21 protein-coding genes are annotated in these 24251 nt (G+C 68.3%); 7 read left to right on the top strand and 14 right to left on the bottom strand.

All coding sequences use genetic code 11. From position 1 onward, the window contains the following. Window positions 1–30: 30 nt before the first annotated feature. From INR38_RS11370 to INR38_RS11345, 6 genes are read right to left on the bottom strand one after another with little or no spacing between them, the layout of a single operon-like run. On the bottom strand, window positions 31–6435 hold the full coding sequence (locus INR38_RS11370) for an Hpt domain-containing protein (RefSeq protein ID WP_207475951.1): 6405 nt from the start codon (window positions 6433–6435) through the stop codon (window positions 31–33). Between the two features lie 50 nt (window positions 6436–6485). Then, window positions 6486–8735 carry a methyl-accepting chemotaxis protein gene (locus INR38_RS11365; RefSeq protein WP_012203504.1) on the bottom strand — a complete coding sequence of 750 codons (2250 nt, stop codon included), beginning with the start codon at window positions 8733–8735 and terminating at the stop codon, window positions 6486–6488. An 18-nt stretch (window positions 8736–8753) separates the two neighbouring features. Continuing rightward, window positions 8754–9281: a chemotaxis protein CheW gene (locus INR38_RS11360; protein ID WP_012203503.1), complete on the bottom strand. Its 528-nt coding sequence runs from the start codon at window positions 9279–9281 to the stop codon at window positions 8754–8756. A 15-nt stretch (window positions 9282–9296) separates the two neighbouring features. Next, entirely contained in the window at window positions 9297–9662 is a 366-nt protein-coding gene (locus INR38_RS11355; RefSeq protein WP_013804030.1) for a response regulator, read from the bottom strand. Further along, a complete protein-coding gene (locus INR38_RS11350; protein WP_012203501.1) occupies window positions 9662–10060 on the bottom strand; it encodes a response regulator in 399 nt (132 codons plus the stop codon). Before INR38_RS11350 ends, INR38_RS11355 begins: the two co-directional genes overlap by 1 nt. Window positions 10061–10107: 47 nt before the next feature. Next, window positions 10108–10260 carry a rubredoxin gene (locus INR38_RS11345; RefSeq protein ID WP_013804031.1) on the bottom strand — a complete coding sequence of 51 codons (153 nt, stop codon included), beginning with the start codon at window positions 10258–10260 and terminating at the stop codon, window positions 10108–10110. A gap of 115 nt (window positions 10261–10375) precedes the next feature. On the opposite strand from INR38_RS11345, the gene INR38_RS11340 reads away from it, so the two are divergent. Together INR38_RS11340 and hemL are read left to right on the top strand one after the other, a co-directional pair. Beyond that, window positions 10376–11332, top strand: coding sequence for a bifunctional hydroxymethylpyrimidine kinase/phosphomethylpyrimidine kinase (locus INR38_RS11340; RefSeq protein ID WP_012203499.1), 957 nt, complete (start codon window positions 10376–10378; stop codon window positions 11330–11332). A 78-nt stretch (window positions 11333–11410) separates the two neighbouring features. Further along, window positions 11411–12709: a glutamate-1-semialdehyde 2,1-aminomutase gene (gene hemL / locus INR38_RS11335; RefSeq protein ID WP_013804032.1), complete on the top strand. Its 1299-nt coding sequence runs from the start codon at window positions 11411–11413 to the stop codon at window positions 12707–12709. A gap of 71 nt (window positions 12710–12780) precedes the next feature. Here the strand turns inward: hemL and INR38_RS11330 are convergent, their stop codons facing one another. The 7 genes from INR38_RS11330 to INR38_RS11300 form a co-directional block, all read right to left on the bottom strand. Further along, entirely contained in the window at window positions 12781–13179 is a 399-nt protein-coding gene (locus INR38_RS11330; protein ID WP_207443370.1) for a hypothetical protein, read from the bottom strand. Window positions 13180–13682: 503 nt separating this feature from the next. Then, on the bottom strand, window positions 13683–14285 hold the full coding sequence (locus tag INR38_RS11325; protein WP_141830133.1) for a DNA-3-methyladenine glycosylase I: 603 nt from the start codon (window positions 14283–14285) through the stop codon (window positions 13683–13685). A 2-nt stretch (window positions 14286–14287) separates the two neighbouring features. After that, complete coding sequence (locus INR38_RS11320) at window positions 14288–14779, bottom strand: c-type cytochrome (RefSeq protein WP_207443371.1); 492 nt, start codon at window positions 14777–14779, stop codon at window positions 14288–14290. Beyond that, window positions 14779–16377: a bifunctional phosphoribosylaminoimidazolecarboxamide formyltransferase/IMP cyclohydrolase gene (gene purH, locus INR38_RS11315; RefSeq protein WP_034390602.1), complete on the bottom strand. Its 1599-nt coding sequence runs from the start codon at window positions 16375–16377 to the stop codon at window positions 14779–14781. Before purH ends, INR38_RS11320 begins: the two co-directional genes overlap by 1 nt. A 44-nt stretch (window positions 16378–16421) precedes the next feature. Continuing rightward, window positions 16422–16655 (bottom strand): Fis family transcriptional regulator, encoded by a 234-nt coding sequence (locus INR38_RS11310; protein WP_013804037.1) that lies wholly within the window; start codon window positions 16653–16655, stop codon window positions 16422–16424. Beyond that, window positions 16652–17722 carry a tRNA dihydrouridine synthase DusB gene (dusB, locus tag INR38_RS11305; RefSeq protein ID WP_207443372.1) on the bottom strand — a complete coding sequence of 357 codons (1071 nt, stop codon included), beginning with the start codon at window positions 17720–17722 and terminating at the stop codon, window positions 16652–16654. Before dusB ends, INR38_RS11310 begins: the two co-directional genes overlap by 4 nt. Before the next feature lie 143 nt (window positions 17723–17865). Further along, window positions 17866–18480 (bottom strand): hypothetical protein, encoded by a 615-nt coding sequence (locus INR38_RS11300; RefSeq protein ID WP_207443373.1) that lies wholly within the window; start codon window positions 18478–18480, stop codon window positions 17866–17868. 106 nt (window positions 18481–18586) lie between these two features. Here INR38_RS11300 and INR38_RS11295 point away from each other — a divergent pair, with 106 nt between their 5' ends. Continuing rightward, complete coding sequence (locus tag INR38_RS11295) at window positions 18587–19111, top strand: YqaA family protein (protein ID WP_043780881.1); 525 nt, start codon at window positions 18587–18589, stop codon at window positions 19109–19111. Between the two features lie 40 nt (window positions 19112–19151). Here INR38_RS11295 and INR38_RS11290 read toward each other — a convergent pair whose 3' ends face one another. Further along, on the bottom strand, window positions 19152–20075 hold the full coding sequence (locus INR38_RS11290; RefSeq protein ID WP_063327170.1) for a LysR family transcriptional regulator: 924 nt from the start codon (window positions 20073–20075) through the stop codon (window positions 19152–19154). A gap of 102 nt (window positions 20076–20177) precedes the next feature. On the opposite strand from INR38_RS11290, the gene INR38_RS11285 reads away from it, so the two are divergent. The 4 genes from INR38_RS11285 (at window position 20178) to INR38_RS11270 (ending at window position 24251) form a co-directional block, all read left to right on the top strand. Beyond that, window positions 20178–20882: a pirin family protein gene (locus INR38_RS11285; RefSeq protein WP_012203489.1), complete on the top strand. Its 705-nt coding sequence runs from the start codon at window positions 20178–20180 to the stop codon at window positions 20880–20882. Window positions 20883–20951: 69 nt separating this feature from the next. Next, window positions 20952–21650 (top strand): hydrolase, encoded by a 699-nt coding sequence (locus INR38_RS11280; RefSeq protein ID WP_043824894.1) that lies wholly within the window; start codon window positions 20952–20954, stop codon window positions 21648–21650. Window positions 21651–21988: 338 nt separating this feature from the next. Then, window positions 21989–22228 carry a XapX domain-containing protein gene (locus tag INR38_RS11275; RefSeq protein WP_207443374.1) on the top strand — a complete coding sequence of 80 codons (240 nt, stop codon included), beginning with the start codon at window positions 21989–21991 and terminating at the stop codon, window positions 22226–22228. Window positions 22229–22352: 124 nt separating this feature from the next. Further along, the gene (locus INR38_RS11270; RefSeq protein WP_207443375.1) at window positions 22353–24251 is read left to right on the top strand and encodes an amidohydrolase; all 1899 of its coding nucleotides are present in this window, start codon (window positions 22353–22355) and stop codon (window positions 24249–24251) included.

The raw sequence follows: 24251 nt of genomic DNA, 5'->3' as shown, positions 1-24251 counted from the left end.
GCTGCTCTTTTTTGTTCAGGCCACCAGCCCTCAGGCCCCTTCGCCCAGGGGCTCGTTGTCCACCTGCAGCGCCTGCAGCGACTGCAGCGACTGCGGCGACTGCGGCGCCAGCGGGCCGCCGCTGATGCTGCCGCCCTGCAGGGAGTAGTGCTGGATCAGGCCCAGCAGTTCCTCGTCCGAGTAGGGCTTGCCCAGGTAGTGGTTGGCGCCCAGCTGGCGCGCCATCTCGCGATGCTTCTGGGCGATGCGCGAGGTGATCATGACCACGGGCAGGTCGCGCAGGGCCTCGTCGGCGCGGATGTTGCGCAGCAGGTCGAAGCCGTCCATGCGCGGCATTTCGATGTCGGACAGCACCAGGGTGGGACGTTCCTCGGCCAGGCGCTCCATGGCCTGCAGGCCGTCGGCCGCCAGGGCCACGCGGTAGCCTTCGCGCTGCAGCAGGCGCTGGGTGACGCGGCGCACGGTGATGGAGTCGTCCACCACCAGCACCAGCGGCACCGAGGCCGGCCCTGCGCTGGCCAGCACGGCTTCGCCGTCGCCCTGGCCTGCGGCGCGCTCGGCCTCTTCGGTCCGGGCGCGCACCTCGTCGCCATAGACGTTGGCCAGCGCCACGGGGTTGTAGATCTGCACCACGGCGCCCGAGGCCAGCACCGACATGCCGGTCAGGCCGGGCAGGCGGGCCAGCTGGGGGCCGAGGTTCTTGATCACCACTTCCTGGTTGCCCAGCACTTCGTCCACGTGCAGCGCAATGCGCTGCGCCGCGCTGCGCAGGATGACCACGGGCCGGGTACGGCCCACGGTTTCCTCGCTGCGCAGCGAGGACTGCCACAGCGCGCCGGCCCAGTAGAACGGCAGGGTCTCGCTGCCGTCTTCGAAGCTGTGGCTGGCATAGGCCTGCTGCAGCAGCTCCAGCGGCGCGCGGCGCACGATTTCCACCAGGCTGGCGGGCACGCCGACCAGCAACTGGCCCGCGCGCAGCATGACCACCTGGGTGACGGCGGTCGTCAGCGGCAGCACGAGGCGGAAGGCACTGCCCCGGCCCGCCTCGCTGTGGGTTTCGATGCGGCCGCCCAGCGCGTTGACTTCGGAGCGCACCACGTCCATGCCGATGCCGCGCCCGGCCACGCCGGTCACCTCGGTGGCCGTGGTGAAGCCGGGCTCGAAGATCAGGCGGCCGGCGTCCTGCTCCGTCAGCGTCTGGTCCTCGGGCCACAGGCCCTGGGCCACGGCCTTGTCGCGGATGCGCTGCAGGTTCAGGCCGGCGCCATCGTCCTCCACCGACAGCGCCACGTCGTTGCGCTCCTGGCTCAGGATGATTTCAATGGTGCCCATGGCGGGCTTGCCTGCGGCGGCACGCTGCTCGGGCGACTCGATGCCGTGGGCCACGCAGTTGCGCAGCAAGTGCTCGAAGGCCGGCATCATGCGGTCCAGCATGCCCCGGTCCATTTCAATGGTGCCGCCCAGGATGTTCAGCCGCACCTGCTTGCCCATCTCCTTGGAGGTCTGGCGGACCACGGCGTACAGGCGCTCGGCCAGGGAGTCGAACTCCACCATGCGCGTGCGCAGCAGGTCGCGCTGCAACTCGCGGGCCTGGCGGCCCTGGGCGACCAGGTCGTCCTCGGCGCCGGCCATGTCGCGCTGCAGGTTGCGCTGCACGGTGGCCACGTCGTTGACCGACTCGGCCATCATGCGGGTGAGTTCCTGCACGCGCGTGAAGCGGTCGAACTCCAGCGGGTCGAAGCCCACGGCCGAGTCCTTGGACAGGGCCAGGCGCGACTGCATCTGGCTCTCGGCCTGGACCTCGATGTCGCGCAGCTGCATGCGCAGGCGCTCCAGGTTGCCGGCCAGCTCGTCCAGCGATCCACGGGCCTGGGCCAGGCGCGCATCGACACGCGAGCGCGCAATCAGCACCTCGCCGGCCTGGCTGATCAGGCGGTCCAGCAGCTGGGCGCGCACGCGCACCGTCTGCTGGGCACCGGCGCGCAGCGGCGCAGTGACAGGCGCTGGCACAGGGGCCGCGGCCGCCGGTGATCCAGCCGCTGCCGATGCGTCGGAGGCCGCAGCCGCTGCGGGCTCGTCGAGGGAGATTTCATCGCCCAGGTCCAGCGGCGCTTCCTGCGCCTGCTCACCGGCCACGCGCAGCACGTCGAAGCCGGCCTGCAGCGCGTCGAAGCTGCCCAGCAAGGGCTCGATCTGCTCGGCGGTCGGAGATTCGCCATCGACCCGCTCCACGGCAGATTCAAGGCGGTGGGCCATCTCGCCCAGGCGCATGGCGCCCGCCAGCCGGGCACTGCCCTTGAGCGTGTGCAGGGCGCGCAGGGTTTCGTGGCGCGCCTCGTCCAGCGAGGGCCGGCCATGCCAGCGGCGCAGCGCAGCGCCCAGGCGGGGCAGCAGCTCGATGGCCTCTTCCTCGAAGATGGGGAACAGGTCGGGATCGACCTCATCCAGCGCATCGATGTCATCGTCCAGGTCGCTGCCCACGGCCACGGCATGGGCGATGGCCTCGTCGATGCGGCGCTGCAGCTCGGCTTCGTGGCGCGCATCGTTGACCAGGGGGCGCATGGAGTAGGCCAGGGGCGCCACCGACGGTGTCTGCGCCTGGGCACCGGCGTCGAGCACGGCGTCCGTGCCATCGCTGGCGTCCTGAGGCTCCAGCTGGTCCAGTTGGTCCAATTGGTCCAGCTGCTCCAGCGCGTCCAGGCGGCTGTCCGGCGCGTCTGCGGCCTCGATGTCCAGCGCCAGCAGCGCCTGCAGGGCCTCTTCCACGCCCGGCTGGGGCGTCTTGAGGAAACCGGCGGCGAACTGGTGCAGCAGGCGCTGCACTTCGTCGGAGGCCGCCACGCAGGCGGCAACCTGGTCGGGCGTGCCACAGCGCTGCGGCTGCAGATGGGTCAGCGTATGTTCCAGCAGGCGCGCCAGGTCCGACAAGGCCTTGAAGCCCACGGTGGCCGAGCTTCCCGCCAGCGAATGCGCAAAGGCGACGGCGTCGTCGGGCACGGGCTCGCCGGGCTCGGTCGCCCATTGCTGCAGCGTCAGGTCCAGGCGGCGCGACCATTCGTCGGCCTCGTTGAGGTAGACGTTGTACAGCGGCGCGCTGATGCGCAGGCCATCCACGACCTTGAAGCCATCGGCGTCGATGCCGGACAGATCCTCGTCGCCGGACTCTTCGGCCTGCGGGGTTTCTGCCTCGGGCACCTCGGGCGCCGTGACCGGCTCGACTGCGTCGGATGCTTCAACCGCTTCAACCGCTTCTGGCGCTTCGACCGCTTCAACCGTTTCAGGCACCGCGATCATCTCGATCGCTTCGGCGGGTGCCGCTGCCGGGGTCAGGCCCAGATCCAGGTCCAGCCCCTCGAAAGGCGCCAGGGGCACGGCGGCTTGCGGTACTTCAGTTTCAGTTTCGGTTCCAGCTTCGGCCTCGATGGCGGCGGCCTCGGGCAGCGCGGGCGGTTCGCCCGCGACGACGGCCAGGGCCTCCTGCTCGCTGTCGCGCATGGCAGCTTCGAAGGCCGCAAAGTCCAGTTCCTCGACGGCGTCGGTGGCCAGTTCGGCAGGCGCCTCGGGGGCTTGCGGCGTCAGTGTCTCCAGCGACTCCTGAGGCGCGGCAGCCGAAGGCTGGGGATCCGGCTCCAGCAGGTCGAAGTCCAGCGCAAAGTCCAGCTCGCCAGAGGTCTGGACGGGCTGGGCGGGCTGGGCGGGCGTGGCCTGCTCGGGCGCATCCAGGTGTTCTGCCTGCGGCTCCTGGGCCACGGGCGCGAATTCCTCGATTGCGGCGGGTGCGGGCTCGAGTTCGGGTTCGGGCTGTGCGAGGGGCTCGGCACGCGGTGTGCGCGGCACCAGGGCCACGTCGGCGCGCAGGCCTTCCAGGCGCATGGCATCGGCCGCAGCGCGGAAAGGCGTGGCCTGCCAGGCGTCGGCCTGGTGGCGCTCTATGGCCGAGGCCCAGGCGCCAAAGGCGCGCAACGCATCGCTGGCCAGCTCCTGCATGGGCTGGGGCATGGCCTTTTGCTCGGCCAGCCAGGCGTTGAGCATCTGCTCCATGGCCCAGCCGGCTTCGCCGAATTCATCCAGGCCCACCATGCGCGAACTGCCCTTGAGCGTATGGAAGGCGCGGCGCAGCGTGGTCTGCTCGCTGAGGTTGCCCGGCTCGTCGGCCAGGGCGCGCAGGGCCTGCAGGCCGTTGTCCACCACCTCGCGGGCCTCTTCCAGGAAGATGCCCAGCAGTTCGTCGTCCGAGTCTTCTTCCGAGACCGACAGGCCGGCCGGCGGGGGCACGGGCTCGGACACGGATGCAGAGACGGATTCAGAAACGGTTTCAGGCGCGGATTCGGCTGCGGGCTCTGGCTCGACCAGGGACTGGTCCAGCTGGAAGACCGGCTCGGCCGGCGCTTCGAGGGCCTTGGCAAATTGCGCCAGTTCCGCGGCATCGGCCAGCGCGTCCTGCTCGGCGGCCGCGGGCTGCGCCAGCGGCTCGGTCGCGATGTCCACGGGAGCCGGGGGCGGCGGGGGCGGCGTGGAGTGCGCGGCAAATTGCGGCTCGGCGATGGCGTCCTGCGGCACGGGCAGCGGCTGGGCCACGGCAACGGCTTCGCGCTGCGGCGGCACGGCGGCGGTGTCCAGGGCGGGCAGTTGCTCGGGCGCCTTGCCCGCATCATCGGCCCGGTGGCCGCGACGGCCCATGAGGATGCGCAGGCCGCCTTCGGCCTCGTCATAGACGAAGAGCTTGCGCGCCATGCTGCGCTGGTAGCTCAGCATGTCGATCAGAAAGCCCATGGCGCCCAGGCTGTTGCCCAGTTTCTCGAACACCTGGGGACGTTCTGCGTCGTCGATCTCACCCAGCACCAGCCGTTCCACGGTCTCGCGCATGCGCTGCATGGCCTGCGTGGCCTGGTCCAGGCCCAGCACGGACAGCACGCCGCGCATCTGCGCCATCTGGCCCGAGACGGGTGCCAGCACGGTGGCATCGGCAGGATTGCGGAAATACTGGTCCAGGTGCCGCTCGGCCTCGGCCAGCGTGGCACGCAGCTCGCCCACGACCGAGCCCATGGTCTGGTGGTCGCTGGCCTGGCGGTACAGCTCCTCCATCCAGGGCTCCAGCGGACGCGCGGGCGCGCCCTGCAGGGATTCCTCCAGGCGCTGGACCAGGTTGGCGGACTGCTCGGCCAGTTCCTCGTCGCCCATGTCCATGGTGGCAAAGGCCGCCTGCAGGTAGAGCACGGAGGTGGCCACTTCCATGGCCAGTTCGGCCGGTGGCGGCTCGCCGATGCGGGCCACGGTTTCGGCCACCTTGATCAGCATGCGCGCCAGGCCATGGCTGGCCGGGTGCAGCTTGACCAGGGATTCGGCCACCTGGGCGAACTGGTCCACCACGGTCTTGGTGCGGGCACGGTCGCCGCCGGCCAGGGCGGACCAGGTATCGGCTGCCGTGGTGATGCGCTTGCGCGCCTGCACCAGCACCGCCGGGTCGTAGCGGCCAAAGCGTGTCTGCTGGTAGTCCACCTGGGGCTGGGCCTGCATGCCGTAGGCCTGGCGCACCGCCTGCAGGGCGGCGCCAGCCTGCTCGGCAGGGCGGGCCTGGGCGCAGAAGAACAGCAGGTCCTGCAGCAGCCGCGCAGGCGGCGTGCGGTCGCCCTTGGCCATGGCCGCGTACTGCATGAGCACGCGCGAGGCCATGCGCTTGACGTACAGGTCGACCACGATCATCCCGCGCGACTGCGCGTCGAAGAAGCCGGCCGCCACCTTCCAGAAGCTGCGCGCGGTGACATCCTCGGTCTGGCCCACGGCAAAGCGCAGGCACAGGTCGCGCATCTGGGCGGCGGCCTCGCGGTCGTCGCTCTTGACCATGCGCAGCACCACGCCGTCGAGCAGGGCCCGGGCATCGGGGCCGTAGGCCAGCGGCTCGGGCTGGCGCGCCCACTCGGGCTCGCGCGCGCGGCGCTCGGCAGGCCACAGGTCGGCAGGGTGCACCTTGTCGTTGCCGGCCAGCGCCTGGGTGTCGCGGTATTGGGGAAACAGGGCCACGGCCGAGACGGTCTTGCCGGCCAGCACGGTTTCCAGGTATTCGATGAGCGCGAAGCTGGCGCGCTCCAGCGTGGCGGCGGCCTGGTCGGTGCACAGCTCGGGGCGCTGCACGAAGCGCTGCACGGCGCTTTCCATGCCGCGCAGCACCAGGGCCGGAGAGCCCAGGCCCACCATTTCGAGGGCGCCGCAGGCCTGGTGCAGTTGCTGGCGGGCGATGCGCAGGGCCGAGGTGTCAAGCTCCTCAAGGTCCGAGGCGCGTGCCGCATCGGCATCGCGCACGAAACGGGCCACCGCCTTGCTCGCCCCTTCCAGCGACTTGCGCAGCTCATCGAGCACCCAGGCCAGCGGGCCCAGGTCCTGTTCGGTGTGCGCGGCCTGCGCCGCGCCCGTTTGCGATTCGTCAACCACTGACATGGACAGTTCCCCAAGCCCCTAGGGCCTGTGCATAGCTATGTTGGACCGGGTCAGGCAATCTTGAAACGCGCCACCGACTGGCGCAGTTCCTCGGCCATGTGCGAGAGTTCGCGCACCTGCTGTGCCGTGGTGCGCGTACCTTCGCCCGTCTGCTCGGTCACCGCGAAAATGTGCTGGATGTTCTCGGCCACGTCGTTGGCCAGAACGGCTTCGCGCGAGGTGGACGAGGAGATCAGCTCGATCAGCTCGGCCAGATGGCGCGACACGGAGTCGATCTCGGTCAGCGCGGTGCCGGCGGAGTCGGACAGGCGGGCCCCCTCGACCACACCCTGGGTGGAGCGCTCCATGGCGGCCACGGCATCCTGGGTGTCGGTCTGAATCGCCTTCACCAGCGCCGCGATCTGGCGCGTCGCGTCGGCCGAGCGTTCGGCCAGGCGCTGCACTTCTTCGGCCACCACCGAGAAGCCGCGACCGGCTTCACCGGCCGATGCGGCCTGGATGGCGGCGTTCAGCGCCAGCACGTTGGTCTGCTCGGTAATGTCGGAAATCAGCTCGGTGATTTCGCCGATCTCCTGCGAGGATTCGCCCAGCCGCTTGATGCGCTTGGAGGTTTCCTGGATCTGGTCGCGGATGGAGTTCATGCCGCCGATGGCGTTCTGCACGGCCTTCAGGCCCAGGTCGGCAGCTTCCAGCGACTGGCGCGCCACCTGGGCAGATTCCTGCGCCTGGGTGGAGACCTCGTTGATGCGGCCGGCCATGTCCAGCACGGAGCGGCCGGTTTCGCGGATCTCGCGCAGCTGCTCGGTCGACGCGGCCAGCAGCTCGGTGGAGTTGGCATCCACCTCGGCCGTGGTCTGCGCCACGCGCGTTGCCGTGTTCTGCACGCTGCCCACCAGGGCGCGCAACTCTTCCACCGTGTAGTTCACCGAGTCGGCGATGGCGCCGGTGATGTCCTCGGTCACGGTCGCTTCCTGCGTCAGATCGCCCTCGGCCACCGACTGCAACTCGTTCATCAAACGCAAAATGGCGGCCTGGTTGGCGTCGTTGATGCGCTTGGCTTCATGCTCCTGCACGCGCGACTCTTCCTGGCGGCGTTCGGCAGCTTCCTGGCGCAGGCGGCTGTCGAGCAGCTGCACGCGGGACAGGCCCACGCCGCACAGCAGCACCAGCACGGTGGCCAGGGCCAGCAGGCCCATGGGCAGCGAGCCGATGCCGGCGCCGCTTTGCAGCTTGGTCTGCAGGTCTTCCAGCTGGCGGCGCAGCGGTTCGCTGTCGGCATTGATGGCGGTCTGTGCCTCGCGGGCGGAGACCAGGCCCTGCAGGTTGCCCAGAATGGCGCTGGCCTCGGTGCGGGTCTCTTCGTAGAGCTTGATCAGTGCCTCGATCTGCTCGCGGGTCTGGGCGTCGCGCGTGGGGGGCAGGCGCAGTTCGCTGCTGCCGCCCAGCAGGCTTTCGGAGATTTCCTTGAACGAGTTCAAGTCCTTGCCCAGCAGGAACACGGCCTCGGGGCTCACGCCTTCGGCGGTCTGGAATTCGTTGGCCGACTTGCCGATACGCTGGGTCAACATCACCAGCTGGCCTGCGGCCGAGATCTCGGCGGGGCTGGCGCCCTGCTGCAGCTTGAGCGAGGAGATGGTTTCGGCGATCTCCAGCAGGTCCGAGGACTGGCGGTTGATGGTGCGCAGCGCGTCGCCGACCTGGGTCAGGATCTGCTTTTGCTCCATCACCACCTTGGCGCTTTGCTCGGCGCGCTCCATCAGCGGCATGATCTGGCCCAGCTCGTCGGCGTAGGCGCCGCCCAGCGGGCGCACGCCCATGGAGTCATCGCCCGAGGTGAGGGCGCGCACGTTGCGCGCCAGCACGCCCGCACTGTCTTGCACGTCCGCAAACGAAGGTGCCGCGCCGGTCAGCGCCTGCGACACCGACTTGGCAAGGCGCTGCGACTGCATCAGGGCCTGGCCGGTGGCGGCCAGCTGCTGCGCCGAGCCGTCCGCCTGGCGCAGAGCCCATGCCGCCGCCAGCACCAGAGCCAGCACGGAAACGCCCAGCAGCGTGGACAGCGTGCGCTGGTGGCGCGCGGCAGGCGCGCGGCCCAGCAGCGGCAGGACCACCGTTTCCTGGTCCAGGACTGCGCCGGCATCGCCCGGCATGGCGTCGGGCGCGCCCTGCACGGTCATGGACGCATCGAGTGCGTACATATCCTGGGAGACGGTGTCTCCGAGCATGCTGTTGTCCGCGCCCGAGCCGGAGTCGGCCGGCTTGCGTTGGAAGCGATTTGCAAGACGTTGCAAGAATGACATGGGACGACCTTCAGAAACTCAGGCGCGAATGCTCAGAAACTCGGAGGTTTGGGACAGGCGCTGCAATTGCAGCTCCTGCCAGCGGTGGCCCGCTTCATCGATATGCACGGGGCCGAAAAAGGCGGGGGATTGCTCGGGCGCGGGCTCGGTGCGCACAAAGGCGTCGGCGCTGCGCAGGCCCTGCAGGCGGTCCACCAGCAGGGAGGCGTTCACTTCCAGCGCGGCATTGAAGGCCAGCAGGCTGGACTCGGCCAGCGCCGGTTCGCTGCGCGCCACGCCATGGCCCAGCAGGCTGGCCAGGTCGATCACCCCGGCCAGGGTGCCGCGCAGGTTGGCAATGCCCAGGAACCAGGGCTTTGTATAGGGCACGGGCTGTACGCCGGCCCAGGGAAAGATCTCGCCGGACTGGCCCAGCGGCATCAGGTAGTTGCGCCCGCCGGCCTGGACGGCCAGCCAGGCCGCCACCTTGACGCCTTCGCTGCGTGCGGCCTGGAGACGGCCGGCCAGACGGGATTGCAGATCGCGCAGTGCTTCACGGTTCGCCATGGCCAGCGCACCGCGTCAGTTCAGCGCCGCGATCTTGGCCTGCAGCTCGCCTGCATCCACCGGCTTGGTGATGTAGTCACGCGCGCCCTGGCGCATGCCCCAGACCCGGTCGGTTTCCTGGTTCTTGCTGGTGCACATGATGATGGGCAGGTCCGCGTACAGCGGGTCGCGCGTGATGGCGCGCGTGAGCTGAAAGCCGTTCTGGCCGGGCATGACCACGTCCATCAGGATCAGGTCGGGCCGGTCTTCGGCCAGGCTGCGCAGGGCCTCTTCGCCGTTCTCGGCCGTACGTACCTGCAGTCCCTGCTTTTGCAGCATGTCGGACAGAAACATCAGTTCGGTCTTGGAATCGTCCACGACCAGGACTTTGCGGATGGGCATCAAAGTGCTCCTATGGTTTGCTTGCCGAACTGCTCCACGGCCTGCAGCAGCTGGTCTTTGGTGAAGGGTTTCGTGAGGTAGTCCTGGCAGCCCACCATGCGCCCGCGCGCCTTGTCGAATACGCCGTCCTTGGACGAGAGCATGACCACGGGCGTATCGGAGAAGCGCGCGTTGCGCTTGATGATGGCGCAGGTCTGGTAGCCGTCCAGCTTGGGCATGAGGATGTCGCAGAAGATCAGCTGGGGCTGATAGTCGTTGACTTTGGACAGTGCGTCGAAGCCGTCGTCGGCCAGGAGCACTTCGTGCCCGCCCTGTTTGAGGAAGATTTCTGCGCTGCGGCGGATGGTATTGCTGTCATCCACCACGAGTACGCGCAAGGGTGCGCCCGATGTCGTCACTGAGAAACCTCCCGGAAATGTATGAGTCGGCGCGGGTGGTCCCGCGCTCAGATTTCGACCATCTCAAAGTCTTCTTTACGTGCACCGCATTCGGGACAGGTCCAATTCATGGGCACGTCATCCCAACGCGTCTGGGGTGCGATGCCATGCTCGGGGCAGCCTTGCGCCTCGTCATAGATCCACCCGCAGATCAAGCACATCCAAGTTTTAGGGTCGGTCACAGCTTAAAGGGCCTTCACATAGAATGCAACGATTGTATCTAGTCATAACCACCCGCCACGGCCTTCGCTGGCGGGGCGCAAACTGGGCTGAGCCATGGCATTGAACCCCTCCAACTCCCCCAGTCCCGACACCGAATTGGTGGACGAAACCGCTCCCGTATGCGTGCTGGTCTTCAACGCCAGCGACCCCAGCGGAGCAGGTGGCCTGTCGGCCGACATCGCCACCATCGCCTCGGTCGGCGGTCATCCGCTGCCCGTGGTCACGGGTGCCTACGCACGCGATTCGGCCAAGATCTTCGAGCATTTTCCCTTTGACGACGAGGCCGTGGCCGAGCAGGCGCGCGCCGTGCTGGAGGACATACCCGTATCCGCCATCAAGGTCGGCTTCGTGGGCAGCCCGGGCAACCTGGCGGCGATCGCCGAGATAGCTTCCGACTATCCCGACATCCCCATCGTCTGCTACATGCCGGACCTGTCGTGGTGGGAGGAAGACCCGCTCGACCAGTACATGGACGCGCTCAAGGAGCTTGTGCTGCCGCAAACCTCGGTGTTGGTTGGAAGCCACAGTACGCTGTGCCGCTGGCTGCTGCCCGACTGGAGCAACAGCCGCAGCCCCACGGCGCGCGACATCGCCATGGCGGCCGAGGCCCTGGAAGTGCCCTACGTGCTGGTCACCGGCATCCCCCTGCCCGACCAGTTCGTGGACAACGTGCTGGCCACGGCGCAGTCCGTGCTGGGCAACAGCAAGTACGAGATGTTCGACGCCACGTTCACCGGCTCGGGCGACACCCTGTCGGCCGCGCTGGCGGCCCTGGTGGCCAGCGGCAACGACCTGGGGCTGGCCACGCAGGAGGCGCTGGAGTACCTGGACCGCAGCCTGGACAGCGGCTTTCGCCCCGGCATGGGCCACTTCATCCCGGACCGCATGTTCTGGGCCCAGCCTGAGCCCGAGGACGAAGACGCCGAGGCGGCCGAGCCGCTCACCGAGCTTGACGCCGACACCCAGGCCATCGAAGGCTTCGTGATGCCGCCCCATGACACCAAGCATTGAGGCAGGCCGCCCCCTGAGCGGCTGCGCCCTTGCTTGGCGCCTCTGGCTTGTACCCCGCACATGGCAGACTCCTGCACTATGACCACTGACCTGAATATTCCCCTGTTCGAACGCGCCAAGGCCGTGATCCCCGGCGGCGTGAATTCACCCGTGCGCGCCTTCAACGCCGTGGGCGGCACGCCGCGCTTCGTGCGCCGTGCCCAGGGCGCGCATTTCTGGGACGAGAACGCCCAGCAGTTCACCGACTACATCGGCTCCTGGGGTCCGATGATCCTGGGCCACGGCCACCCCGAGGTGATGGCCGCCGTGCAGGCCGCCGCACTGGAAGGCTTCTCCTTCGGCGCACCCACGGAGCGCGAGGTCGTGCTGGCCGAGAAGATCCTCTCGCTCATGCCCTCCATGGACATGGTGCGCATGGTCAGCTCGGGCACCGAGGCCGGCATGAGCGCGCTGCGCCTGGCGCGCGGCTTCACGGGCCGCAACAAGATCATCAAGTTCAACGGCTGCTACCACGGCCATGCCGACGCGCTGCTGGTCAAGGCCGGCTCGGGCCTGGCGACCTTTGGCGCCTCCTCCTCGGCCGGCGTGCCGCAGGACGTGGTCAAGGACACCGTGGTGCTGGAATACAACGACGTGGGCCAGCTCGAGGAGGCCTTCGCCCAGTTCGGCGACCAGATCGCCTGCGTGATCATGGAGCCCATTGCCGGCAACATGAACTTCGTGCGCGCCAGCGTGCCCTTCACGCGCCGCATCCGCGAACTCACGCGCGAGCATGGCGCGCTGATGGTCTACGACGAGGTGATGACCGGCTTTCGCGTGGCCCTGGGCAGCGCCCAGAGCCTGTACGCCCAGCAGATCGAAGGCTTTGCGCCCGACATCACCGTGCTGGGCAAGGTCATCGGCGGCGGCATGCCCATGGCGGCCTTCGGCGCGCGCCGCGAGATCATGGAAAAGCTCTCGCCCCTGGGCCCGGTCTACCAGGCCGGTACGCTGTCGGGCAACCCCATTGCCACGGCCTGCGGCCTCAAGACGCTGGAGCTGATCAGCGAGCCGGGCTTCCACGACGCCCTGCACGCGAAGACCGGCCGCCTGATGGCCGGCTTCAAGGCCGAGGCCGACGCCGCCGGCGTGCCCTTCAGCGTGGACCACCAGGGCGGCCTGTTCGGCTTCTACCTGCTGCCCGAGCTGCCCAGCACCTGGACCGAGGTCATGAAGACCGATGGCGCCCGCTTCAACCGCTTCTTCCACGGCATGCTGGAGCGCGGCCACTACTTCGCGCCCGCCCTGTACGAGGCCGGCTTCGTGAGCGCCGCGCACACGGACGCGGACATCGACAAAACCATCGAAGCCGCGCGCGAAGTGTTCAAGACGCTCTGATATCCGCAGATATCTTCCCTTGCACGCCAACGCCACCAACGCCGTACCCCGGCGCTGGCGTGCAGGTCACATCACTCGTCGTCGCCCTGGTCCACGAACTCCACCAGCTCCGGCAGCATCTCCAGCTGCTGGATGGCATCCTTGAGCCGCAGGCCAAAGCGTGACTGCGGCCGCCCGAAGGCGCCCTGCGCCAGCCGCAGCGCCGCCGTTGCCTTGACCCATTCCACCTCGAAGGCATAGCGGTCCGCGTGCTGCTGGACACTCATGCGCTTGATGTGTTCCAGCGCCAGCTCCACGACGCAGTCCACATCGATTTCACTGTCGTCCCTGTCGGGATCGTCGACCATCAGTTCAATCAACTGCTGCAGCGTGCTGTGCACCAGGCCCAGCGAAGCATGCATGGCCTGCTGCCAGGTGGGAAGAAAAGGTGGTGGGGAATGGGCCGCCTGAGCGGCGATGAGAGGGTGCATGTCTTGGCTCCTACTTGCGCGCACGAACGCGCCAGCCCCAGAAATCTGGGTACAACAGAACCCCACTTTTCGCTGGGGGTCACAAACGCTGTTGAAAAGATGCTTCGACACACCGGGCCTTTCGGCCTCCCGCAAGTGTAGTAGCTGGATGTTTTCAAAACCAGGCCGAGCGCAGCGACGGCCCGCCCCCACTCCCCGTATGTCAGCGCCTGCGTCGGGCCGCCTGCGGGGTTGCAGTCCTGCCGAAGGACAGGACTGCCTCGTCATCTGACTCGCCGTGATTGTTTGAACGTAGCGCGCAGCGCGAAGTGAGTTTCACGGCGAACCCCGCAGGCGGCCCGACGCAGGTGGCCCCGCAGCGAAGCGAAGGGGTCGCGGACATTCGGGTCGTCTTTCTTTTGCCTCCTTTTCTTTGACGAATCAAAGAAAAGGAGGTCGGCCGCCGGGCCGAAACCCGGCCTCGAAAAACAACCACCCGGCAGGGTCAAAAACCAGACCTCAGCTCAAGCACCAAGCAGAAACGCCCCCCGCGCCCGCTCCACCTCACCCCTCACCACACACCCCAAAGCATGGTCATTGACCAACCCCATGGCCTGCATGAACGAGTAGACAGTCGTAGGCCCCACGAACTTCCACCCGAGCTTCTTCAGCTCCTTGGACAGCGCCCGGGACTCGGCCGTCTCGGACACGGGCCCGCCACCGGTCACGGGTGCAGGCGCATGGCGCCAGAAGAAGGCCGACAGCGAGCCTTGCGCCTCCACCATCTCCAGCGCCCGCTGCGCGTTGTTGATCACGGCCTCGATCTTGCCGCGATGCCGCACGATGCCCGCATCGCCCAGCAGCCGCAGCACGTCGTCTTCGGTGAAGCGCGCGACCTGGTGGAAGTCGAAGCCCGCAAAGGCCGCGCGGAAGTTCTCGCGCTTGTTGAGGATGGTCAGCCAGCTCAGGCCGGACTGGAAGCCTTCGAGGCTGAGCTTCTCGAACAGGCGCCGGTCGTCGGTGACGGGAAAGCCCCATTCACGGTCGTGGTAGGCCAGGTAGTTGTCCGTGGCGGCGCACCAGTGGCAGCGCGGCCGGCCGTCAGGGGCGGTGAACAGGCGGGACATGGTCAGGACTTCCCGGGCTCGGGAGAGGGGAGGGACAGCAGCCAGGCCGCCATCTGCAGGGATTGCGCCGTATCGAGGTGCGGGTGGCGCGGCATGATGGCGCGGCCCCATTCGCCGGCCCCGCCCTCGCGGATCTTGCGCGCCAGGTAGTCGGCGGCATCTTCGCGGGCCCGGTAGCGCTCGGCGATCTGCTGGAAGGACGGGCCCACGTAGTGGCGCACCATGCCGTGGCAGCGCAGGCAGTCATTGCCTTCCACCAGGGCCTTGCCGGCGGCCAGCTGCGCGTCGGCTGTCACGGCAGCGGCGGCCGGTGCCGCATTGGCCGCCGCCGTGGTGGCCCCGACAGCCGGCCCGCGCATGATGCGCCAGCCGATGTTGAAGACACCCAGCGCCACCAGCAGCATGAAGACCACGAGCGCCCAGCCCAGCCAGCGGGGCCGGTGGGGGGCGTCGTCGCCCTCGTCGTCTGCGTCAGGAGGCAGTTGGCCGGCCATCAGTGGCGGAAGTGGCGCACGCCGGTGAAGACCATGGCGACGCCGCGCTCGTTGGCGGCGTCAATGACTTCCTGGTCGCGCATGGAGCCGCCGGGCTGGGCCACGCAGGTGGCGCCTGCGTCAACGACCACGTCCAGGCCGTCGCGGAAGGGGAAGAAGGCATCGCTGGCCACGACCGTGCCCTGCAGGCTCAGCTTGGCGGCCTCGGCCTTGATGGAGGCGATGCGTGCCGAGTCCAGGCGGCTCATCTGGCCTGCGCCCACGCCCATGGTCATGCCGTTCTTGCAGAACACGATGGCATTGCTCTTGACGTACTTGGCGACCTTCCAGGCGAACAGCAGGTCCTGCAGTTCTTCGGGGGTAGGCTGCTTGACGGTGACGACCTTGAGGTCGGCCAGGGCCAGCTCATGGTTGTCGGCGGTCTGCAGCAGCAGGCCCGAGCCGACGCGCTTGGCGTCCATGGCGTTGCGGCCCTGGTCCCAGGCGCGCTCTCCACCGGCAGGCAGGGCGATCTTCATCAGGCGCACATTGACCTTGGGCTTGAAGATTTCCAGCGCCTCGGCCGTGAAGTCGGGGGCCATCAGCACCTCGACGAACTGCTTGACCACGGCCTCGGCCGCTGCCTTGTCCACCGTGCGGTTGAAGGCGATGATGCCGCCGAAGGCGCTGGTGGGGTCGGTCTGGAAGGCCTTGGCATAGGCTTCGTGCGCGTCCTTGCCCACGGCCACGCCGCAGGGGTTGGCGTGCTTGACGATCACGCAGGCGGGCTGCTCGAAGCTCTTGACGCATTCCCAGGCGGCGTCGGCGTCGGCGATGTTGTTGTACGACAGCTCCTTGCCCTGCAGCTGCTCGCCCGTGACCAGGGAGCCGGGAGCCGGATACAGGTCGCGGTACAGGGCGGCCTGCTGGTGGCTGTTTTCGCCGTAGCGCAGGTCCTGCACCTTGGTGAAGTGGCCGTTGCTCTGGCCGGGGAAGGGGCTGCGCTCGGGCACGTAGGTTTCGGAGAGCTTCTCGTCCTCGAACTTCACGCTGGACAGGTAGTCGCTGATGGCGCCGTCGTACTGGGCGATGCGGTTGAAGGCGGCCACGGACAGCGCAAAGCGCAGCTTGTCGGACAGCTTTCCGTTGGCCTTGAGTTCACCCAGCACGGCCTCGTACTGGCCGGCGTCGGTGATCACGCCCACGTCGGCCCAGTTCTTGGCGGCAGAGCGCACCATGGCCGGGCCGCCGATGTCGATGTTCTCGATGGCGTCGGCCAGCGTGCAGCCGGCCTTGGCCACGGTGGCCTCGAAGGGGTAGAGGTTCACCACCAGCAGGTCGATGGTGTCGATGCCGTGCTCCTTGAGGGCCGCCATGTGGGCGGGCAGCTCGCGGCGCGCCAGCAGGCCGCCGTGGACCTTGGGGTGCAGGGTCTTGACGCGGCCGTCCAGCATTTCGGGGAACTGGGTGACTTCGGCCACCTCGGTCACGGGCAGGCCGGCCTCGGCCAGCAGCTTGGCGGTGCCGCCGGTGGACAGCAGCTTGATGCCCAGGGCGTGCAGGCCTTGGGCGAATTCGACGATACCGGTCTTGTCAGAGACGGAGAGCAGGGCGTTCATGGGCGTCAGTGCAGGGAGTTTGAAGAAATGGAGATTCGTGCCGCTCAGAGCATGTCGTGCTCGAGCAGCTTCTTGCGCAGCGTGTTGCGGTTCAGGCCCAGCCAGTCGGCAGCGCGGGACTGGTTGTTGTCGGCCTGGGTCATCACCACTTCCAGCAGCGGCTTTTCGACCAGGTGGATCAGCATGTCGTACATGCCGTTGGGCTTTTCGCCGTCGAGATCGCGAAAATACCCCTCCAGGCTTTCACGCACGCATTGTTCGATGTTCTGGTTGCTCATACTGTCATTCCTGCGGGCTCTCCGAATTCGGCGCTTGTGGCGCCGGCATCGATGGCGGCCGGTATCCGGTCCATCTGTGCGCCCAGGGCGTCCAGATAGTCGGCCACGGCCTGCCATTGCACCGCGCAGTCCTCGATGGTGTTGATGTGTTGTCTGAATGCTTCACCGCCCGGCAGGCTGCGCAGGTACCAGGCGATGTGCTTGCGCGCGCTGCGCACGCCGGTGCCCTCGCCGTACAGGCTGTAGTGGTCCTGCAGGTGGTCCAGCAGGAGCCGGCGCAGTTCGGCCACCAGCGGCGGGGCCATGTGCTCGCCCGTGGCCATGAAGTGCGCGATCTCGCGGAAGATCCACGGCCGGCCCTGGGCCGCGCGGCCGATCATCACGGCATCGGCGTCCGTGTAGGCGAGCACGTCGCGCGCCTTCTCGGGGCTGGTGATGTCGCCATTGGCCACCACCGGCACGCGCACCGCCGCCTTGACGGCAGCGATGGTGTCGTACTCGGCAAAGCCCTTGTAACCCTGCTCGCGCGTGCGGCCGTGCACGGTGAGCATCTGTATGCCCACCTCCTCGAAGCGGCGGGCCAGCACCACGGCGTTCCTGTGCGCGTCGCACCAGCCGGTGCGCATCTTCAGCGTGACGGGCACGCCGTGCGGGGCACAGGCCTCTACCACAGCCTGGGCAATCTCCACGGCCAGGGCCTCGTTCTGCATCAGGGCCGAGCCGGCCCATTTGTTGCAGACCTTCTTGGCCGGGCAGCCCATGTTGATGTCGATGATCTGGGCGCCGCGGTCCAGGTTGTAGCGCGCGGCCTCGGCCATCATCTCGGCGTCCGTGCCCGCGATCTGCACCGCGATGGGGCCGGGCTCGCCTTCATGGTTGGCGCGGCGCGAGGTCTTGAGGCTGTTCCACAGGTCCTTGCGCGATGTCACCATCTCGCTGACCGCGTAGCCCGCGCCCAGGGCCTTGCACAGCTGGCGGAACGGCCGATCCGTCACCCCGGCCATGGGGGCGACGAACAGGCGATTGGCCAGGGCATGGGGGCCTATGGACAGGGGTGGGGAGGACATCGGAAAAGCCGGAGAAAACGCGCGCGCCGAGCACAAAACGGGCGGCAACAAAGGACCAAGATTGTACCTGCCCAAATTTTCAGCAGGGCTAAAACCGGGCCGTCAAGACGGCCAAGCAGCGAAAACAAGACAGTGCGCAGTTTTCATGGTGTGGGCACGAAGGTGCGCACCTGGCCCGGAACGGCCTGCAGCCCGTAGGCACCGAGCCGGCCCTGCCACCAGCGGCGGTTGAATTGCACGTCGGGAGAGACCTGGTCGTCGGGCATGGGGCGCAGGCCGACCTTCTGCAGCCCGGCTTTCGGCTGCCCGGCTGTCTGCGGCCCAGCTGTCTGCAGCCCAGCCTCCAGTCCCAGGTCCAGCGCCTCGCCGTCGGCCAGCGGGCCGCGCACCACGGCCATGGCCTTGCGCCCGTCGGTCACCCAGGCGTCCAGCACCAGTGCCGGGCCGGGCTCGGACCCGGCCTGGCTCACGCAGCCTTGAAGACGCGGCTCCAGGCCCAGCGGCTCCAGCTCGCGCTGCAGCTGCTCCAGCCTGTCGCCCACGGCCGGGTCCGGCAGGGTGCAGCCCTTGGCCTGCAGCGCCTTGCCCCAGGCCGAGGGCGGTGCAGCCTGGGCTGGCGGCGCCTGGACAGCGGCCTGTGCCACCACGGTGGTGTCCTTGCCTGGCGATGGCTGCAACGCAGCGCAGCCGGCCAAGCCGGCTGCTGCCATTCCCAATGCCGCGCATCCCGCCCATCCTGCAATCCGCCCTGTCTGCATGACGCCCCCTGTGCTTGTGGTTCTGGAACGGGTTCCACGATAGCTTCAGGCCGACAAGGCGTCAGCCAGCGCAGACCTACACTTGGCAGCACCTATGGAATTCTGGATGCATCAATTGCTGAGCTGGCTGGCGCTGCCGCAGTTCGGCCTCAGCACCGTGTTCATCGTGGCCCTGATCTCGGCCACGCTGCTGCCGCTGGGCTCCGAGCCTGCGGTGGTCGGCCTGCTGCAGCTCAACCCCGATCTGTTCTGGCAGACGGTCTTCGTGGCCACGGCCGGCAATACGCTGGGCGGCGCCATCAGCTGGTGGATGGGCCTGGGTGCGCACAAGGCCTGGCGCGCGGCCCGCGAGCGGCGGCGCGCCGGACTGCCCGAGGATCTGCGGGCCAAGCCGCCCCGCGCCCTGTCACGCCACGAGCGCCGCGCCCGCGTGTGGCTGCGCCGCCTGGGCGCCAAGGCCTGCCTGCTGAGCTGGCTGCCCGTGGTGGGCGATCCGCTGTGCGCCGTGGCCGGCTGGCTGCGGCTGCCGTTCTGGCCCTGCGTGTTCTACATGGCCATCGGCAAGTTCCTGCGCTATGTGGTGATGACGGTGGTGCTGCTGCAGTTGCTGCCGGCCTCCTGGGCCAGCTGAGGCCGAAGCCCTCCCACCGAAGCCCTCCCCTTTTTGCGATCTACGCCTGCGGCTCACGCGCCCAGGGCGCCAGCGCGAAGTGCGCAGCCAGGAAATCGATCAGCGCCTGCACGCGCGCCGGCCGGGCGCGCCCGGGTGGCGTGACGATGTGCAGGGCGATGGAGGGCACCTGCCAGTCGTCCATGCAGGTCTGCAGCGCACCCGATTGCAAATCTTCCCAGGCCAGGAACTCGGGCTGCAGGGCCAGGCCCAGCCCGGCGCGCAGGGCCGGCGCCAGGCCCTCGGCATTGTTCACGCGCATGGCCGTGGGAACGACCTGGGCGAACTCGCCGCGGCGCGCATGCACGAAGCGCCAGGCCTCGCCCAGGCGGCTGTGCACATAGCGCAGCGCCCGGTGCTGCGCCAGCTCGCGCGGATGGGAGGGGCGGCCGTGGCGCTCGAAGTATTCGGGTGATCCCACCAGCAGCAGGCGCACCGTGCACAGGCGCCGCGCCAGCAGGCTGGAGTCGGGCAGCGAGGAGATGCGCAGCGCGATGTCGAAGCCCTGGGCCACGACGTCGATCAGCTCGTCGCTGAAGTGCAGGTCCAGCGTGACTTCCGGGTGCTCGGCCATGAAGGCGGGCACGGCCGGCGCCAGGTGCGAGATGCCGAACGACATGGGCGCCGCAATGCGGATGGGGCCGCGCAGGCTTTTGGACTGTTCGCTGATCTCGGCCTCCACGGCCTCGCCCTCGGCCAGGATGCGCGCGGCGCGCTCCAGCGAGGCCTGGCCGCTGGCCGTCAGCGACATGCGCCGCGAGGTGCGGTGGAACAGGCTGGTCTTGAGCCGCGTCTCCAGCCGCGTGATGGCCTTGGAGATGGTGGGCTGGGAGACGCCCAGGTCGGCGGCGGCCTTGGCGAAGGAGCCCGTTTCGGCCACCTTGGCGAAGACGGCCCAGGCTTCGAGGTCAGGAAGTCTTGGCATGAAAGTTTTGGAATAGATGTCTTTGCATATTTTCTATTCTCTTCTTGATCGGCAAAACATAAAGTTCATCCATCGCAACACACAACGCAGCAGGAGAACACCATGATCGAACGCCGTCCCTTCCAAGCCCTTGGCGGTGCCAACCACGGCTGGCTCGATGCCAAGCATCACTTTTCCTTCGCCGGCTACCACGATCCGGCCCGCATGGGCTGGGGCGCGCTGCGGGTGTGGAACGACGACACCATCGCCGCCGGCACGGGCTTCCCGCCCCATGCCCACGCCAACATGGAAATCATCACCTATGTCCGTGAAGGCGCCATCACCCACCAGGACAGCCTGGGCAACAAGGGCCGCACCGAAGCGGGCGATGTGCAGGTGATGAGCGCGGGCACCGGCATCCGCCACTCGGAATACAACCAGGAAAAGGACACGACGCGGATCTTCCAGATCTGGATCATGCCCGACGAGCGCGGCCAGCAGCCCCCGTCCTGGGGTGCCAAGCCCTTCCCCAAGGGCGAGCGCTCGGGCAGCTTCGTGGCCCTGGCCAGCGGCCTGCCCGGCGACGAGGACGCCCTGCCCATCCGCACCGCCGCCCGGGTGCTGGGCGCCACGCTGAAGGCCGGCGAGAGCACGGAGTACCGCATCGGCCGTGATCGCCTGGGCTACCTGGTGCCGGCCAGCGGCTCGGTGCAGATCGACGGCGTGACGCTGCAGGAGCGCGACGGCGCCGCCATCAGCGATGTGGACAGCTTCCGTGTGACGGCCCTGGCCGACACCGAGCTGGTGCTCGTCGACACGGCGCGCTGAAGCGCCCTGCCCGCCTCTTCCCAAGAAAACATTTCCCGTACCCCGTCCAACCCCTCACAGGAGATCACCATGACCGACCGCAAGTACCTCGAAGTCCTGACGCCCGCCAACAGCCAGATCATCTTCATCGACCAGCAGCCCCAGATGGCCTTCGGCGTGCAGTCCATCGACCGCCAGGTGCTCAAGAACAACGTGGTGGGCCTGGCCAAGGCGGCCAAGGCCTTCGGCATCCCCGCCACCATCACCACGGTGGAGACGGGCAGCTTCTCCGGCCACACCTATCCCGAACTGCTGGCCGTGTTCCCCGAGCACCCACTGCTGGAGCGCAGCTCCATGAATTCCTGGGACGACCAGAACGTGCGGGACGCACTGGCCAGGAACGCCGCCCAGGGCCGCAAGAAGATCGTGGTCTCCGGCCTGTGGACCGAGGTGTGCAACACCACCTTCGCCCTGTCGGCCCTGCATGACACGGACTACGAGATCTACATGGTGGCCGACGCCTCGGGCGGCACGTCGCTGGACGCGCACAACTACGCCATGGACCGCATGGTGCAGGCCGGCGTGGTGCCCGTGACCTGGCAGCAGGTGCTGCTGGAATGGCAGCGCGACTGGGCCCGCCGCGAGACCTACGACGCGGTGATGGACATCGTGCGCGAGCATTCCGGCGCCTACGGCATGGGCGTGGACTATGCCTACACCATGGTGCACAAGGCGGCCGAGCGCGTGCAGCATGGCGAGACCGTGGGCCCGAACCCCGCCAAGGTCTGAGCACCAGCGCCGCCGCCGGCCCGCCAAAGGAGTCTCGCCATGAAGCTCTATGCACTTTCCCTGGGGGCCGGCCTGCTGGTCGGCGTGGGCCAGGGCCTGTACGCCCTCATTTGGGGATCGCGTTGCCCGGCTCCAGGGTCGTATGCAAGGCGCACGTGCGCAGCAAGGCCCCTGCCTTGCAAGCACGTGCAACGCCGCAGACGGCCCTGGAGCCGGGCAACCCGAAGGGAAGCTGCATGCCGGCCCGCCACTCGGCGTTGCGCTCCTTGTGCGTGTGAGCACACGCACGGCGTCGCGCGCCTTGATTGGCGGGCCGGCATACAGCTTCGCGACCCCAAATGAGGACGTACAGGCCCTACAGCCTGCTGCAGGTGCGCTCGCCCGCACCGCCGCTGGTGGCCCTGGTCGGCCTGCTGGGCATCCTGGCCGGCGAGCAGATCGTGCCCGTGGGCCGGCACCTGCTGCAGGGCATGGACCTGCGCAGCGCCTGCAGCAAGACGCAGGCCACCGAGCATGTGCTGGGCCAGCTGCCCGGCCGCAAGAACGCCGATGCCGATGCCGATCGGCACCACGGCTGACACCTCCCCCTCTCTCCAAGAAAACTGCACCATGACCACGCGCAGAAAAGTCCTGGGCTCCGCCGCCACCCTTGCCATGGGTGGACTGCTGGGTTGCACCACCAACGCTCGCCAAGGAGCCTCCATGTCCGATTCCACGCCCGAAGTCATCTTCCACAACGGCCGCTTCACCACGCTGAACAAGGCCCAGCCCACCGCCACCGCCGTGGCCGTGAAGGACGGCCGGTTCATCGCCGTGGGCTCGGACGCCGAGGTGCTGGCCCTGGCCGGCAGCGGCACGCGCCGCATCGATCTGCAGCGCCGCAGCGTGCTGCCCGGCCTGTTCGACAACCACACGCACGTGATCCGTGGCGGCCTGAACTTCAACCTGGAGCTGCGCTGGGACGGCGTGCGCTCGCTGGCCGACGCGCTGGACATGCTCAAGCGCCAGGTGGCCATCACGCCTGCGCCGCAGTGGGTGCGCGTGGTCGGGGGGTTCACCGAGCACCAGTTCGTGGAAAAGCGCCTGCCCACCATCGACGAGATCAACGCCATCGCGCCCGATACGCCGGTCTTCCTGCTGCACCTGTATGACCGCGCCCTGCTCAACGCGGCCGCCCTGCGCGCCGTGGGCTACACCCGCGACACGCCCCAGCCCGCCGGCGGCGAGATCACGCGCGATGCCAACGGCAACCCCACGGGCCTGCTGCTGGCCAAGCCCAACGCCACCATCCTCTACAGCACGCTGGCCAAGGGCCCCAAGCTGCCGCTGGACTACCAGGTCAACTCCACGCGCCACTTCATGCGCGAACTCAACCGCCTGGGCGTGACCGGCGTGATCGATGCGGGCGGGGGCTTTCAGAACTACCCCGACGACTACGACGTGATCCAGAAGCTCAGCGACGCCAACCAGATCACCGTGCGCCTGGCCTACAACCTGTTCACGCAAAAGCCCAAGGAGGAGAAGGCCGACTTCCTCAACTGGACGCAAAGCGTGAAGTACAAGCAGGGCAACGACTATTTCCGCCACAACGGCGCGGGCGAGATGCTGGTGTACTCGGCCGCCGACTTCGAGGACTTCCGCCAGCCGCGCCCCGACATGCCGCCCAGCATGGAGGGCGACCTGGAGGAAGTGGTGCGCGTGCTGGTGCAGAACCAATGGCCGTGGCGCCTGCACGCCACCTATGACGAGACCATCTCGCGCGCGCTCGATGTGTTCGAGAAGGTGCACCGCGACACGCCCATCGACGGCCTGAACTGGTTCTTCGACCATGCCGAGACCATTTCGGACAAGTCCATCGACCGCATTGCGGCGCTGGGCGGCGGCGTGGCCGTGCAGCACCGCATGGCCTACCAGGGCGAATATTTCACCGAACGCTACGGCGCACGCGCCACCGAGGCCACGCCGCCCGTCAAGAAGATCCTGGAGCGCGGCGTGAAGACCTCGGCCGGCACGGACGCCACGCGCGTGGCCTCCTACAACCCCTGGGTGTCGCTGTCGTGGATGGTGACGGGCAAGACCGTGGGCGGCCTGCAGATGTACCCCCAGCGCAACCTGCTGGACCGCGAGACCGCGCTGCGCATGTGGACCGAGAACGTAGCCTGGTTCTCCAACGAGGAAGGCCTGCGCGGCCGCATCCAGGTGGGCCAGCTGGCCGACATGATCGTGCCCAGCAAGGACTACTTCGCCGTGCCCGAGGACGAGATCTCCTTCCTCACCTCCGAGCTCACCGTGGTGGGCGGCCGCGTGGTCTATGGCGCAGGCCCCTTCCAGCAGCATGACGACAACCCGCTGCCGCCGGCCATGCCCGACTGGTCGCCCGTGCGGCGCTTTGGCGGCTACGGCGCCTGGGGCGAGCCCGAGGGTGCGGGCAGGAACTCGTTCAACCCCGCGCGCTACCGCAGCCTGGCGGCGGCCTGCGGCTGCGGCACCAGCTGCGGCATGCACGGCCACAGCCATGCCGACGCCTGGGCATCGAACGTGCCGACCTCGGACCCCCGAAGCTTCTTCGGCGCGCTGGGCTGCTCCTGCTGGATGGCCTGA

Origin of the sequence: Delftia sp. SD018 (assembly GCF_017355445.1) — a bacterium.
GTDB lineage: Bacteria > Pseudomonadota > Gammaproteobacteria > Burkholderiales > Burkholderiaceae_C > Comamonas > Comamonas acidovorans.
The sequence above is the reverse complement of the archived record's forward strand: the minus strand, read 5'-3'. Positions and strand labels throughout refer to the sequence as shown.

Coding starts and splice junctions, on each gene's coding strand:
- INR38_RS11295 (WP_043780881.1), top strand. CDS start 18,587: ATGCATCAATTGCTGAGCTGGCTGGCGCTGCCGCAGTTCGGCCTCAGC.
- INR38_RS11300 (WP_207443373.1), bottom strand. CDS start 18,480: ATGCAGACAGGGCGGATTGCAGGATGGGCGGGATGCGCGGCATTGGGA.
- INR38_RS11290 (WP_063327170.1), bottom strand. CDS start 20,075: ATGCCAAGACTTCCTGACCTCGAAGCCTGGGCCGTCTTCGCCAAGGTG.
- INR38_RS11345 (WP_013804031.1), bottom strand. CDS start 10,260: ATGTGCTTGATCTGCGGGTGGATCTATGACGAGGCGCAAGGCTGCCCC.
- dusB (WP_207443372.1), bottom strand. CDS start 17,722: ATGTCCTCCCCACCCCTGTCCATAGGCCCCCATGCCCTGGCCAATCGC.
- INR38_RS11370 (WP_207475951.1), bottom strand. CDS start 6,435: ATGTCAGTGGTTGACGAATCGCAAACGGGCGCGGCGCAGGCCGCGCAC.
- INR38_RS11340 (WP_012203499.1), top strand. CDS start 10,376: ATGGCATTGAACCCCTCCAACTCCCCCAGTCCCGACACCGAATTGGTG.
- INR38_RS11285 (WP_012203489.1), top strand. CDS start 20,178: ATGATCGAACGCCGTCCCTTCCAAGCCCTTGGCGGTGCCAACCACGGC.
- hemL (WP_013804032.1), top strand. CDS start 11,411: ATGACCACTGACCTGAATATTCCCCTGTTCGAACGCGCCAAGGCCGTG.
- INR38_RS11280 (WP_043824894.1), top strand. CDS start 20,952: ATGACCGACCGCAAGTACCTCGAAGTCCTGACGCCCGCCAACAGCCAG.
- INR38_RS11275 (WP_207443374.1), top strand. CDS start 21,989: ATGAGGACGTACAGGCCCTACAGCCTGCTGCAGGTGCGCTCGCCCGCA.
- INR38_RS11320 (WP_207443371.1), bottom strand. CDS start 14,779: ATGGCCGGCCAACTGCCTCCTGACGCAGACGACGAGGGCGACGACGCC.
- INR38_RS11355 (WP_013804030.1), bottom strand. CDS start 9,662: ATGCCCATCCGCAAAGTCCTGGTCGTGGACGATTCCAAGACCGAACTG.
- INR38_RS11365 (WP_012203504.1), bottom strand. CDS start 8,735: ATGTCATTCTTGCAACGTCTTGCAAATCGCTTCCAACGCAAGCCGGCC.
- INR38_RS11330 (WP_207443370.1), bottom strand. CDS start 13,179: ATGCACCCTCTCATCGCCGCTCAGGCGGCCCATTCCCCACCACCTTTT.
- INR38_RS11310 (WP_013804037.1), bottom strand. CDS start 16,655: ATGAGCAACCAGAACATCGAACAATGCGTGCGTGAAAGCCTGGAGGGG.
- purH (WP_034390602.1), bottom strand. CDS start 16,377: ATGAACGCCCTGCTCTCCGTCTCTGACAAGACCGGTATCGTCGAATTC.
- INR38_RS11325 (WP_141830133.1), bottom strand. CDS start 14,285: ATGTCCCGCCTGTTCACCGCCCCTGACGGCCGGCCGCGCTGCCACTGG.
- INR38_RS11360 (WP_012203503.1), bottom strand. CDS start 9,281: ATGGCGAACCGTGAAGCACTGCGCGATCTGCAATCCCGTCTGGCCGGC.
- INR38_RS11270 (WP_207443375.1), top strand. CDS start 22,353: ATGTCCGATTCCACGCCCGAAGTCATCTTCCACAACGGCCGCTTCACC.